10 protein-coding genes and 1 tRNA gene are annotated in these 13682 nt (G+C 54.8%); all 11 read left to right on the top strand.

What is annotated here, in order from left to right; genetic code table 11:
* The first annotated feature begins 60 nt into the window (after nucleotides 1–60).
* The 11 genes from nirD to KGFNPO_RS10740 all read left to right on the top strand — a co-directional run bounded on the left by nirD (nucleotide 61) and on the right by KGFNPO_RS10740 (nucleotide 13601).
* A complete protein-coding gene (nirD, locus tag KGFNPO_RS10790) occupies nucleotides 61–414 on the top strand; it encodes a nitrite reductase small subunit NirD (protein WP_472631286.1) in 354 nt (117 codons plus the stop codon).
* Entirely contained in the window at nucleotides 411–3191 is a 2781-nt protein-coding gene (locus KGFNPO_RS10785; RefSeq protein WP_472631285.1) for a nitrate reductase, read from the top strand. Before nirD ends, KGFNPO_RS10785 begins: the two co-directional genes overlap by 4 nt.
* A gap of 54 nt (nucleotides 3192–3245) precedes the next feature.
* Nucleotides 3246–4241 (top strand): DNA-binding protein YbiB, encoded by a 996-nt coding sequence (gene ybiB, locus KGFNPO_RS10780; protein WP_472631284.1) that lies wholly within the window; start codon nucleotides 3246–3248, stop codon nucleotides 4239–4241.
* 12 nt (nucleotides 4242–4253) lie between these two features.
* Nucleotides 4254–5450: a BaiN/RdsA family NAD(P)/FAD-dependent oxidoreductase gene (locus KGFNPO_RS10775; protein WP_472631283.1), complete on the top strand. Its 1197-nt coding sequence runs from the start codon at nucleotides 4254–4256 to the stop codon at nucleotides 5448–5450.
* A 123-nt stretch (nucleotides 5451–5573) separates the two neighbouring features.
* Entirely contained in the window at nucleotides 5574–5786 is a 213-nt protein-coding gene (rpsU, locus tag KGFNPO_RS10770) for a 30S ribosomal protein S21 (RefSeq protein WP_025917312.1), read from the top strand.
* 93 nt (nucleotides 5787–5879) lie between these two features.
* Entirely contained in the window at nucleotides 5880–6329 is a 450-nt protein-coding gene (locus KGFNPO_RS10765; RefSeq protein ID WP_472631282.1) for a GatB/YqeY domain-containing protein, read from the top strand.
* Between the two features lie 28 nt (nucleotides 6330–6357).
* Complete coding sequence (dnaG, locus tag KGFNPO_RS10760; RefSeq protein ID WP_472631281.1) at nucleotides 6358–8151, top strand: DNA primase; 1794 nt, start codon at nucleotides 6358–6360, stop codon at nucleotides 8149–8151.
* A 551-nt stretch (nucleotides 8152–8702) separates the two neighbouring features.
* On the top strand, nucleotides 8703–10955 hold the full coding sequence (gene rpoD, locus KGFNPO_RS10755) for an RNA polymerase sigma factor RpoD (protein ID WP_472631280.1): 2253 nt from the start codon (nucleotides 8703–8705) through the stop codon (nucleotides 10953–10955).
* A 94-nt stretch (nucleotides 10956–11049) separates the two neighbouring features.
* Nucleotides 11050–11128: transfer RNA gene (locus tag KGFNPO_RS10750), tRNA-Ile, on the top strand.
* A gap of 6 nt (nucleotides 11129–11134) precedes the next feature.
* Nucleotides 11135–12640, top strand: a complete 1506-nt coding sequence (locus KGFNPO_RS10745) for a DEAD/DEAH box helicase (protein WP_472631279.1) — start codon at nucleotides 11135–11137, stop codon at nucleotides 12638–12640.
* A gap of 253 nt (nucleotides 12641–12893) precedes the next feature.
* The gene (locus tag KGFNPO_RS10740) at nucleotides 12894–13601 is read left to right on the top strand and encodes a pirin family protein (RefSeq protein WP_472631278.1); all 708 of its coding nucleotides are present in this window, start codon (nucleotides 12894–12896) and stop codon (nucleotides 13599–13601) included.
* Nucleotides 13602–13682: the final 81 nt, after the last annotated feature.

Below are 13682 nucleotides of genomic sequence, written 5' to 3'. Positions count from 1 at the left end.
ATAATGCGCAAAAGCAGTGTTTTTTTAATATACATCTATCTAGTATGGTAAGGATCTGAAATGTCGAATCAATGGAAAGTCATTTGCAAACTTGCCGATATTCCGGTACTGGGCGCGCGCGTGGTGCAGCGCGATGGGAAACCGGACGTGGCGATTTTTCGCAACGGCGAAGACAAGGTATTTGCACTGGTGGACCGTTGCCCGCACAAGGGCGGACCGCTGTCACAAGGTATCGTGTACGGCGAGCGTGTCGCCTGTCCTTTGCATAACTGGAACATCGAACTCGGTTCCGGCTGCGCCACCGCACCGGATGAAGGCTGCGCGCAAAAATTCAGCGTCAAGGTGGAAGCGGGCGATGTGTATCTGGACGCGGTCGAATTAGCTTCGCTGGCGATCGAGGCTGCCGCTGCATGAACCCATTGCGCGAGACTAAAGCAACCTGCTGTTACTGCGGCGTCGGTTGCGGCGTCATCGTGGAAACAGATGGCGTGCAGGTGACCGGCGTGCGTGGCGACCCTGATCATCCGGCCAACTTCGGCCGCTTGTGCACCAAAGGCAGCACGCTGCATTTGACCGCCAATCCGCTGCTGCAGCGGCAAGCGCGGGCGCTGCATCCGGAACTGCGCACTACACGCACTGCGCCACGCGTGCAGGCTGGCTGGGACCAGACGCTGGACGCCATCGCGCAACAATTTGCTGACACCATCAAAAAATACGGGCCGGACAGCGTCGGCTTTTATATCTCCGGCCAACTACTGACCGAAGATTATTACGTCTTCAACAAGCTGGCGAAAGGCTTGATCGGCACCAACAATATCGATAGCAATTCGCGCCTGTGCATGTCGAGTGCGGTGGCCGGCTACAAGCAAACGCTGGGTGCCGATGCGCCGCCAGCCTGTTACGAAGATATCGAGCAAGCCGAGTTGATTTTCATCGTCGGCTCCAACACCGCGTATGCGCACCCGATTCTGTATCGCCGCATCGAAGATGCGCGCAAGAACAACCCGAATCTGAAAGTCATCGTCGCCGATCCGCGCCGCACCGATACCGCACGCGAAGCTGATTTGTTTTTGCCGATTTTGCCTGGCACCGATGTCGCGCTGTTCAACGGCATGCTGCATATTTGCCTGTGGGAAGACTTGCTCGACAGCGCTTATATCGACGCGCATACCGAAGGCTTTGCGGAACTGAAAAAGACGGTACGCGATTACACACCCAAATATGTGGCCGAACTGTGCGGCGTCAGCGAGGCCGATTTGGTGCAGGCGGCGCAATGGTTCGGCCGTTCCAAGGCCGCCTTGTCGCTGTATTGCCAAGGCTTGAATCAGTCGTCTTCCGGCACCGCCAAGAATGCGGCGCTGATCAACTTGCATTTGGCTACGCACCAGATCGGCAAGCCTGGCGCGGGACCGTTTTCGCTGACCGGCCAGCCGAATGCGATGGGCGGGCGCGAAGTCGGCGGGATGGCGAATCTGTTGTCGGCGCACCGCGATTTGGCCAATCCCGCGCATCGCGCCGAAGTGGCGAAGCTATGGGGCGTGGACGATGTGCCAGCCCAGCCGGGCAAAACTGCGGTTGAAATGTTCGAGGCGGTACGCAGCGGCGAGATCAAGCTGCTCTGGATCGCCTGCACCAATCCTGCCCAGTCAATGCCGGATCAGAAACTGGTGCGCGAAGCGCTAAAAAAGGCCGAGCTGGTTATCGTGCAGGAAGCCTATAAAACTACAGCGACGGTGGATTACGCCGACGTGTTGCTGCCGGCGACTACCTGGAGCGAGAAGGATGGCACAGTCACCAATTCCGAGCGTCGCATTACCCGCATTAAACCGGCGTTGCCGAAACCGGCCGAGACCCGCCATGACTGGGAAATAGTGAGCGAATTTGCCCGCAAGCTGGAACGCCTGATGGACAAGGAGGCGCGCAAAACCAGCACACTATTTCCCTATGCGAGTGCGGAAGAAATTTGGAACGAGCACCGCGAAACCACGCGTGGACGCGATCTCGATATCACCGGTTTGTCTTTCAATATTCTGGAGCAGCAGGGGCCGCAGCAATGGCCGTTCCCGCAAGGTGCCGTGACCGGCAAGCAGCGCTTGTACCAAGACGGCATTTTTCCGACTGCCAGTGGGCGGGCGAAATTCGTCAATACGGTTTATCAGCCGGTAGCCGAAGCGGTCGATGCGCGCTACCCGTTTCACCTGACGACAGGACGCCTGCGCGACCAGTGGCACGGCATGAGCCGCACCGGTACCGTCGCACAGTTGTTTGCGCACGCATCCGAGCCGTCAGTCGTCATGTCGCAACTCGATATGGAGCGCCGGCTGATCAAGAGCGGCGAGTTGGTGCATGTGACCAGCAAGCGCGGTTCGCAAATATTGCCGGCGGTGGCTGGTGACGATATGCGCGCCGGACAGGCGTTCGTTGCCATGCATTGGGGCGAAGAATATGTTTCCGGCCGCGGCCATGATGGCGATGGTACTTTTGGCGTGAACGCGCTGACGCTGTCGACTGTCGATCCGGTTTCCAAGCAGCCGGAACTCAAGCATGCGGCAGTCAAAATTCTGAAGGCTGAATTGCCATGGCGTTTTCTGGTGTTCGGCTGGGTCGATGCGTCGCAAGTATTGGCCCTGCAATCGGCATTGCGGCCTTACCTGCGCCGTTTCAGCTATGCGTCATGCACGCTGTTCGGGCGCGACAAGGTCGGTGTGCTGTTTCGCGCCGCCGACGATTACGTTGCCGATGCAGCGCTGGTCAAGGAAATCGAATCCCGTTTCGGCATCGAGGGCGCCGGTGTGTTGCGCTACGACGATGCCAAGCGCGGCAATGCGCGTCATATTCTGGTGCGGGATGGCAAACTGGCAGCGGTTTCCATGGCGGGCGATACCTCGGCAGAACATTGGCTGAAAGAATATCTGGAAGGCGAATTGCCGGTTGCCGCGCTCGGGCGCATGTTGTTGGTGCCCTCGACCAAAGCGCCGCAAGGATTCAAGTCACGCGGTCGGATTGTCTGTAACTGCTTTAATGTTGCCGAATCGGAAATCAATGACGCATTGGATGCGCAGGAGGGCGCATCGGATACTGTATTGGCAAGCTTGCAAGCCAAGCTGAAGTGCGGCACCAACTGCGGTTCTTGCGTGCCGGAGTTGAAACAGATGGTGCTGGCACGCGAAGCCATTGCAACAACTGCCTGACAAAACTTGCCTGGGCTGGCTTCGTCGGGGGCTCGTAATCGGTATAATCCGCGCATGGAAAATGCACAAGTAACTGAAAATTCTGAAAATTTCGCGGCGGCCCGTTTCATCAAGGTGATCGGACGCGGCAAGGATGGCGCTCGCAGTTTGGCGCGCAATGATGCGCATGATATGTATGCGGCAATGCTGGACCGGCGCATCTCTGATCTGGAACTGGGCGGGATTTTGCTGTCGATGCGCATCAAGGGCGAGTCGGTGGATGAAATCGCCGGCTTTCTCGATGCCGCAGAAGCATCGTTCGAGCAATTGTCGGTGCCGGGCGCACTGTCCGCCTTTGCTCCGATCGTGATTCCGAGTTACAACGGTTCGCGCAAGATGGCGAACCTGACGCCGCTGCTGGCGCTGTTGCTGGCGCGAGAAGGCGTGCCGGTTTTGGTGCACGGAGTCACGCAAGACCCGGGGCGCGTGACCACTGCCGAAATTTTTACGGCGCTGGGTTTGCAGCATTCGCAGACTGTGCAGCAGGCCGAGGCGTGCTTTGCGCGGCATGAACCCGCTTTCATGCCGATTGGCGCTTTGGCTCCTGCGATGGCGCGCCTGTTGGAAACGCGGCGCACATTGGGCGTGCGCAATTCGACCCATACGCTGGTCAAGATCATGCAGCCTTTCAAAGGCCCGGCATTGCGTTTGGTGTCGTATACGCATGCGGAATATCTGGCCATGTTGAGCAGCTATTTTTCAACGGCTGCGCTAGTCGCACGCGGCGACGCTTTCCTGATGCGCGGGACCGAAGGAGAAACCGTGGCGAACGCCCGGCGCTCGCAGCAAATCGACTGGTATCACGCCGGCACATGCACGACGCTGGTGCAAACTCAGCCAGTCACCGACGCAGCCATTGCCTTGCCCGAGGAGCGTGATGCGGCTTCGACTGCACTTTGGACCGAAGCGGTATTGCGCCAGGAGCAACCGGTACCGGCCACCATTGCCGAGCAGGTGAAACACTGTTTGCAGGTTTCAAGGCAATTACAAGCCGACCCATTGGCGCGGTAGGTTTTCCAAGACATGATGAAAAAATATGAAGTCGCCGTAATCGGCGCTGGTGCCGCTGGCATGATGTGCGCCTCTGTCGCCGGCCAGCGCGGCAAAAATGTGGTGTTGATCGATCACGCCACACGTCTGGCAGAAAAAATCCGTATCTCTGGCGGCGGCCGCTGCAATTTCACCAACATCGACGCTGGCCCGCAGAATTTTCTGTCCGGTAATCCCCATTTCTGCAAAAGTGCATTGGCGCGTTACACGCCGCAGGATTTTCTTGGATTGATGAAGCGGTATCGCATCGCGTATCACGAGAAGCACAAAGGGCAGCTATTTTGCGACGATTCGGCCGAAGACATTATCAAAATGCTGAAGGCCGAGTGCGATCTGGGCCAAGTGCATTGGCAGATGCCGTGCAGCGTTAGCGCAATTAGCCACGCTGACGGCGGATTTATGGTGATGACCAGTATCGGCAGCATCTTGGCCGACAGCGTCGTACTTGCCACCGGCGGTCTTTCCATCCCGAAAATCGGCGCTACCGATTTCGCGTATAGGATTGCGCGGCAATTCAGCATCAAACTGGTGGAGCCACGGCCAGCACTGGTGCCGCTCACTTTTGATATTGCAGAATGGCAGCCGTTTGTCGCATTGGCGGGCATTGCCTTGCCGGTTGAGATAAGCGCGGGCGAAAAGAAGAGCCGGGGGAGTTTTCGCGAAGACCTGTTATTTACCCATCGCGGTCTGTCCGGCCCGGCGGTATTGCAGATTTCCAGTTATTGGCAGCCGGGTGCATCGCTCACCATCAATTTATTGCCCGATATGGGTGTCGCGCAAACGCTGATCGAGGGCAAGTCGACACTAAAAAGGAATCTGGGGAATACATTATCGCAATGGCTGCCGGCGCGCTTAGTGGACGGCTGGCTGCAAATCAAAGGCATCCAATCCGATGCGCGCATCGCCGACATGACCGATAAGCAATTGCGTTTGGTGGGAGAATCGCTGAACGCCTGGGTCATCACTCCCGACGGTTCCGAAGGTTATCGCAAGGCGGAAGTCACACTGGGTGGCATCGATACCCGCGAGTTGTCGCAACAGACCATGATGGCAAGCAAGGTTCCGGGACTGTATTTCATAGGCGAAGCGGTAGACGTGACGGGATGGCTGGGCGGCTATAATTTCCAGTGGGCATGGGCGTCCGGGGTGGCGGCAGGCATGTCGGTGTGATTCGAAGTCTATGCCGGCATGGCGCGAAAGTTTCTCATTAAAAATGCACGTTAAAAAACTTTCATCAAACAAGCAAGTCTGCTAGAATTGTCGTCTTCTCCTAAAATCACCGTTTGAATTTACATGACAACAATCCGCCTTAAAGAAAACGAGCCGTTCGAAGTCGCAATGCGTCGCTTCAAGCGCACTATTGAAAAAACCGGTTTGTTGACCGACCTGCGCGCACGTGAATTTTACGAGAAGCCAACTGCAGAGCGTAAGCGCAAGCTTGCTGCCGCAGTCAAGCGCCACTACAAGCGCATTCGTAGCCAACAGCTGCCGAAAAAGCTGTTCTAATTTTTCACCGCACGTTAGTGCGGTTGGATTAAAAACCCGCTTCGGTCGTTCCGCTGCGGGTTTTTCTATTTATCTGAATGAAATGAGGATGATATGGGATTGAAAGAGCAGATTACCGATGACATGAAGGCCGCGATGCGTGCCAAAGATAGCGTCAAGCTGGGCGCGATTCGCATGCTGACTGCCGCGATCAAGCAAAAAGAAGTTGACGAGCGTATTGATGTGACCGACGCGCAGGTTCTTGCCATCGTCGAAAAAATGATCAAGCAGCGCAAGGATTCGATCAGCCAATTCGAAGCCGGCGCTCGCCAGGACTTGGCCGATATCGAGAAAGTCGAGCTGGCAATTTTGTCGGTCTACATGCCTGAAGCGCTCTCGGACGCCGAAGTGCAGGCTGCGGTGGCTGCTGCCATCGCCGAAGTCGGTGCCACCGGGCCGCAGGATATGGGCAAACTGATGGCGGTATTGAAACCGAAACTGGCAGGGCGCGCCGACATGACAGCCGTATCTGCGCTGGTAAAGGCCGCCTTGAGCAAGGCTTGATCGCCGTATTGCACAGATTTAAGTCGAGATGATCCCCCAATCGTTCATTCAGGACTTGCTCAGTCGCGTCGATATCGTCGAGGTGGTTGGCCGTTATGTGCAACTGAAGAAGGGCGGCGCCAACTTCATGGGTTTGTGTCCGTTTCATAACGAGAAATCACCCAGCTTTACCGTCAGCCCAACCAAGCAGTTTTACCATTGCTTCGGTTGCGGGGCGCACGGCACCGCCATCGGCTTCCTGATGGAATACGCCGGTTCTGGCTTTGTCGATGCAGTCAAGGATCTGGCACAGAATGTCGGCCTGACGGTTCCGGAACAGGATCATCTGCTGCCTGCGCAGCGTGCCGAGGCGCAGGCAAAGACCATGGCGCTTACCGATGTGATGACGCAGGCCTGCGATTTTTATCGCGGCCAGCTGCGCAGTGCCGAGCCCGCTATTGCCTATTTGAAAAGACGCGGATTAACAGGCGAAGTGGCCGCCAGGTTCGGTTTGGGCTATGCGCCCGATGGCTGGGATGGCTTACGCGCAGTATTTCCCGATTACGATGCCGCGGCGTTGGTTGAAGCTGGCTTAGTGATCGATAAAAGCGAAGAGCCGGGAACAAGCCGGCGGCGTTATGACCGCTTCCGTGACCGCATCATGTTTCCCATACGCAATGCAAAAGGGCAGGTGATCGGTTTTGGCGGCCGGATTCTCGATAGTGGCGAACCGAAGTACTTGAATTCTCCCGAGACACCCTTATTTCAGAAGGGTCTGGAGTTGTACGGTTTGTTCGAGGCGCGGCAGGCGATACGCACTGCCGGTTATGTATTGGTGACTGAGGGTTACATGGATGTTGTAGCGCTGGCGCAACTCGGTTTTCCGCAGGCGGTTGCGACGCTCGGCACTGCATGTACTCCGACACACGTACAGAAATTATTGCGCCAGACAGATCATGTGGTGTTCAGTTTCGATGGCGATAGTGCCGGGCGGCGCGCAGCGCGGCGTGCGCTCGATGGATGTTTGCCTTTGGCAACCGACAATAAAGTCATTAAATTTTTATTTTTACCGACCGAGCATGATCCGGATAGTTATGTGCGCGAACTGGGCGCAGATGCTTTTTCGCAGCAAATTCAGGATGCGATGCCATTGTCACAATTTCTTTTGAAGGAAGTGATTGGCGACAATGATTTGGCAACCCCAGAAGGGCGCGCACGCGTGCAGTTTGATGCCAAACCATTATTGCAAGCGATGCCCGCATCATCTTTGCGTTTGCAAATAGTCAGGAGTTTGTCGCAATTGACGCTTACGACTGCTGAGGAAATTGAATCTCTGTTCGAACTTGTCAATCCGGTATCCAGAACGCGCAGAGCACCGCCAAAGACAAAACGTGCCGCACCTATGGGACTGGAGCGTCAGATGATCCGGTTGCTGATCGCGCATCCTTCGCTGGCAGCGGATCTGGATGCATCTGTGCTGCTTGCTGTGGCGCACATTTCGTCGGATTACGCGGCAATGCTGACGCAGTTGGTCGCGACTTGTCAGGCGATGGGAGCGAATGCAAATTTTGCGGCGTTGGCAGAGCAGTTGCGCGTCTCTGAGACTGATTTTGATGCATTGATAGCGGAAATAGCGGCGCAACCAGAATCGGATGTGGATGTCGTTCGCCTGGAGTTGGCCGGTGCTGTCAGGCAGACCAAAATGCATGCGATCAAGGCGGAACTGGATCAATTGGCAACTTCTGGTCAGAGTGTCGAAAACGTCCGTACGCGTTATATGGAATTGATGTCGCAGCAAGAGCAGTTGAGACGGCAGGCGGACGCTGAAATAGCAATGCGTTAAGACGGCTCAAGTATCTGAATCGAAGCAATGAGGATGGTTCGGTGGCCTAGAGAAAATATGACTCGATATGCTATAGTTTAAGGCTTTTAATTCAAGGCCTTATGGCTTTGAATCGGTGAAAACATAAGGAGTACATTGCAAGCCAATCAGCACTATGCGGGAATTCTCAAGCTAGGCGCGATTTGACTTGTGGCGTAAAAAATATTTGAGTTGGTGGTTATTCCATGGTGAGCGCAATGAAAAAACCTGCGAAATTCCAGATTCCGAGCGAACAAAAAGTGAAATCCACTTCAGTGAAATCGACGGGTTCAAAGACCGTCGATCAAACTTCTGCTTCTTCCCGATCGCCTGGTAAAACCAAGACGGGGAAAACGGTTTCGGCCGCCACACCATCGCCTATCCAAACGCAAGCTGGAAAAACTGCTAAATTTGCCAAATTGGAAGAATCCGATGCGGTCGTGAAAAAGGTGTCGGGGGCTGCTGCCCAGTCAACTAAGAAGCCTTTGTCTAAAACTGATGCAAAGTCGGCCCCTGCGCAATTGAAAGCTCCCGTGACAACCAAGAAAACTGAATCGAAAACTGTTATCAAGCCTATCAAAACCGAAGCCCAACCTGAAGCTGCAGCGCTCAAGCAGGACGTCAAAAACGTCGGTGGTCCAGTCGTAATGTCGACCACGGATGCAGCAACGCTGGCAGCAATAGATACCTCGGGTTATATCCTTCCAACCATCAAGGTGCCAGGACGTCGCGGCCGCAAGCCAAAAGAATTTCAGCCGGAAAATGATGAAATTGCGGCACTGAATGCGGTTGAGCGTACCGAGATGAAGGCGGCTGACAAGGCGAAAGCAAAAGATCGCAAGGCAAAAGAAAAAGCACTTTTGAAGGATGCCTTTTCTTCGGATACCGAAGCGTCAGAGGAAGAACTTGAAGCGCGCCGCGAAAAACTGAAAATCCTGATCAAGTTGGGCAAGGAGCGCGGTTTTCTGACGTACGCGGAGATCAACGATCATCTGCCGGAAAATATTATTGATCCGGAGGCAATCGAAGGCATTATCGGCACCTTCAACGATATGGGCATTGCCATTTATGAGCAGGCGCCCGATGCTGAAACGCTATTGTTATCGGATAACGTGGCCACCGTTGCCAGCGATGACGAGGCGGAAGCCGCTGCTGAAGCGGCGCTGTCGACGGTCGATTCCGACTTCGGCCGCACCACGGATCCGGTGCGGATGTACATGCGTGAAATGGGTTCCGTGGAGTTGCTCACGCGCGAAGGCGAGATTGAAATCGCCAAGCGGATTGAAGACGGTTTGAAGGACATGATTCAGGCCATTTCGGCCTGCCCCATGACGATTGCCGAGATTTTGACTGCGGCCGATAAAATCGGCAACGATGAAATCAAGATTGACGAGATTGTCGATGGCCTCGTAAACTTGAATGAAGGTGAGCCTGCTGCTGCGCAACCGGTTGCTGTTTCTGCTTCGGATGACGAAGAAGATGAAGAGTCGGATGAAGAAAATGCGGACGAAGAGGATGAGGAAGAGCCGAGCGCCAACGGCGGCGCCGCAAGTTTCTCCGCAGCGCAGCTGGAGCAATTGAAACGGGATGCGCTGGATAAGTTTGCGATCATCTCAAGCCAGTTCGAAAAAATGCGCAAGTCATATGAGAAAGAAGGCTACAACTCGAAGCCCTACGTCAAGGCGCAGGAAGCGATTTCCCAAGAGCTTCTGGGCATGCGTTTTACCGCAAAAGTAGTTGAAAAGTTATGTGATACCCTGCGTGGCCAAGTGGATGAAGTGCGTCATATCGAGAAACAGATCCTGGATGTGGCGGTTAATCGTTGTGGCATGCCGCGTTCTCACTTCATCAAAGTATTCCCTGGCAATGAAGTCAATCTTTCCTGGGTCGAAGGTGAAGTCAATTCTGGCCATGCATACAGCGCCATCCTGGGACGTAATGTGCCAACCGTCCAGGAATTGCAAAAGAAACTGATTGATTTGCAAACGCGCGTCGTTTTGCCATTGCCTGATTTGCGCAACATCAACAAGAAGATGGCGGCCGGCGAGATGAAGGCGCGCCGGGCCAAGCGTGAAATGACGGAAGCCAACTTGCGGCTGGTGATTTCGATTGCAAAAAAATACACCAATCGCGGCCTGCAATTCCTGGATTTGATTCAGGAAGGCAATATCGGCTTGATGAAAGCGGTTGATAAGTTCGAATACCGCCGTGGCTACAAGTTCTCGACCTATGCGACATGGTGGATTCGCCAGGCAATTACGCGTTCCATCGCCGATCAGGCGCGCACGATCCGCATTCCGGTACACATGATCGAAACGATCAACAAGATGAACCGCATTTCGCGCCAGATTTTGCAAGAAACGGGTGCAGAACCGGACCCGGCAACGCTGGCGATCAAGATGGAAATGCCGGAAGACAAGATCCGCAAGATCATGAAAATCGCCAAAGAGCCGATTTCGATGGAAACGCCGATTGGCGACGATGACGATTCCCATTTGGGCGATTTTATTGAGGATGGCAATACCCTGGCGCCTGCCGATGCGGCCTTGCATGCATCCATGCGCAATGTGGTCAAGGATGTACTGGATTCCTTGACTCCGCGTGAGGCAAAAGTATTGCGTATGCGTTTTGGTGTTGAAATGTCTACCGACCATACGCTGGAAGAAGTCGGCAAGCAGTTTGACGTAACGCGTGAGCGGATTCGCCAGATAGAAGCCAAGGCATTGCGCAAATTACGCCATCCATCCCGTTCGGATAAGCTAAAGAGCTTCCTCGAAGGTAACTAAATAGTTTAAAATTGGCGAGGCAATTTTTTGCCTCGTCCCGAATCTCCTTTCCACGGAGATAAATTTAAGCAGGATACCCTGCGCGAAAGATACTGGGCCTCTAGCTCATGCTTGGTTAGAGCAGCGGACTCATAATCCGTTGGTGCCGTGTTCGACTCACGGGAGGCCCACCATATACTATGTCTGAAACCACGCCGGAAACACTGTCCGCACCATCTGCACTGTCCGAAACAGCGCAAGTTGATATCCCAGCAATTCGTTTTGAAGATTTCGGCTTGTCAGCCGAAATTTTGCGAGCGCTCACAGATCAGGGTTACATTCATCCGACGCCGATTCAGGCGGAGGCAATTCCTATCGTACTGCAGGGGCGCGATGTGATGGGCGCGGCTCAGACCGGCACTGGCAAGACTGCCGGTTTCGCCTTGCCGATCATTCAGATCTTGTCGGCGCATGCCAATACCAGCGCATCTCCTGCACGGCATCCGGTGCGGGCCTTGATTCTGACGCCGACCCGTGAGCTGGCCGATCAGGTGGCCGATAACGTGAAAGCGTATTCGCGCCATACGGGATTGCGCGCCACGGTTGTCTTTGGCGGCGTGGATATTGCGCCGCAGACGGCGGCATTGCGTGCCGGGGTCGAGATTGTGATCGCTACCCCGGGTCGGTTGCTGGATCACGTACAGCAGAAGACCCTGAATTTGTCGCAGGTGCAGATGCTGGTGATGGATGAAGCGGATCGCATGCTCGACATGGGATTTTTACCGGATTTGCAACGGATCATCAATTTGTTGCCGAAGCAGCGGCAGAATCTGATGTTCTCCGCAACTTTCTCCAATGAAATCAAGAGGTTGGCCAACAGTTTTCTGACCAATCCGGTCATGATCGAGGTCGCGCGGGGTAATTCAACCGCCGAAAATGTGACCCAGATCGTGTATAAAGTCGACGAAGCGGCGAAAGGCAGTGCGGTTTCCTTTATCATCCGCGAGCGCGGCCTGAAGCAAGCTATTGTGTTTTCCAACAGCAAGATTGGCGCTTCGCGCCTAGCGCGCCAACTGGTACAGGAAGGTATCAACGCTACCGCAATTCATGGCGACAAGACGCAGGCCGAGCGGATGGCTGCGCTGGAGGCGTTCAAGCAGGGAAAAATTGAATTCCTGATCGCAACCGATGTCGCAGCGCGCGGACTGGATATTGTCGAACTTCCTTGCGTCATCAATTACGACCTGCCGTTTAACGCCGAGGATTATGTGCACCGGATCGGCCGCACCGCCCGTGCCGGCGCCTCCGGCGATGCGATTTCCCTGTATTCCGACAAGGACGAGCGTTTGCTGGTGGATATCGAAAAGTTGATTAAGCGGAAATTCGAACGTCAGCAACTAGTCGGTTTTTCCGCTGCCCCGGCCCGCTCCTCCGAACGTGCTGAACGTCCTGAAAGGGCCGAACGTACCGAGCGGCCACCGCGCCGTGAAGATGGCAACCGCACGGCAACTGTGCAAGGGCGGAGCAATTATTCTGCCTCTTCGCGCAAGGAAAAGATCGATCCGTGGTTCCTGAAGCCTTACGAGCCTGCGGTGCCAGCAGCGAATACCGACAGCGGGCAAGGGCAGGACATAATTCCCGCGGGATCGAGCAAAGCGCCCAAAACCAGGATTGCGGTACTTCTCGGCGGCACTCCAAAGTCTTGAAATTGATGCCGCACTGAGCGGCGGCATCGCTTTACAATTAAAAATACATAACCATGTATTTTTTAAATATCAATGAAATCATGCGGAAACTGCATGATTTTTCACTATACTCCCATACAATCTGAAGTGTGAATACTGCGGCAGGATTGCGCCTGGGTTGCGCGAATAGGCGAAAATCATGCTAAGTTACTCACATCGATAATTGTCTATAGCGTTATCGCGCAGTACCTATTTGCAACCAACAGGAGACATCATGCTGGAATTACGCACAAGTGAAGCGCGTGGGCAGGCCGATCATGGCTGGTTGAAGGCGCGCCATAGTTTTTCGTTCGGGGATTATGTGGATTCGGCGCACATGGGTTTTGGCCCGTTGCGCGTGATTAACGAGGATCGGATTGCCCCCGGTAGCGGCTTCGGTACCCATGGTCACAAGGATATGGAAATTATTACCTATGTACTGGAAGGCGAGTTGGCGCATCAGGACAGCATGGGCAACGGCAGTGTGATCCGTCCGGGCGACGTGCAGCGCATGAGTGCCGGCCGTGGCGTGATGCATTCCGAGTCCAATCATGCGGATGGCAGCGAAACCCATTTGCTGCAAATCTGGATTGAACCCGATCAAAAAGGCATTGCGCCCAGTTACGAAGAGCAGCATGTGCCGCAAGCGCAAAAAGAAGGGTGCCTGCGGCTGGTGGCGTCTCCCGAGGGTACCGATGGCGCAGTCAAGATACACCAGGATGCGCGCTTGTATGTTGGTCTGTTCGATGGCGATCAGGCGGCCGACCTGACGCTGGCCGCCAATCGGCTGGCTTACGTCCACATGGCGCGCGGTAGTGCCAGCGTTAATGGTCAGACGCTGGCCGCCGGCGATGCCTTGAAACTCAGCGCGGAAACCGAACTGCGAATCCGTGACGGCAACGCAGCCGAAGTACTGGTTTTCGATTTGCCGCCGCGGCTTTAGGGGCCGGATGGGCTATTCAGAAATGATGGAGTATCGATAAAAATTAGCAGGTACCGCATATGTTTAATGCGGTACTGCGGC

It is taken from the genome of Gelidimonas diazotrophica (assembly GCF_055694025.1).
The sequence above is the reverse complement of the archived record's forward strand: the minus strand, read 5'-3'. Positions and strand labels throughout refer to the sequence as shown.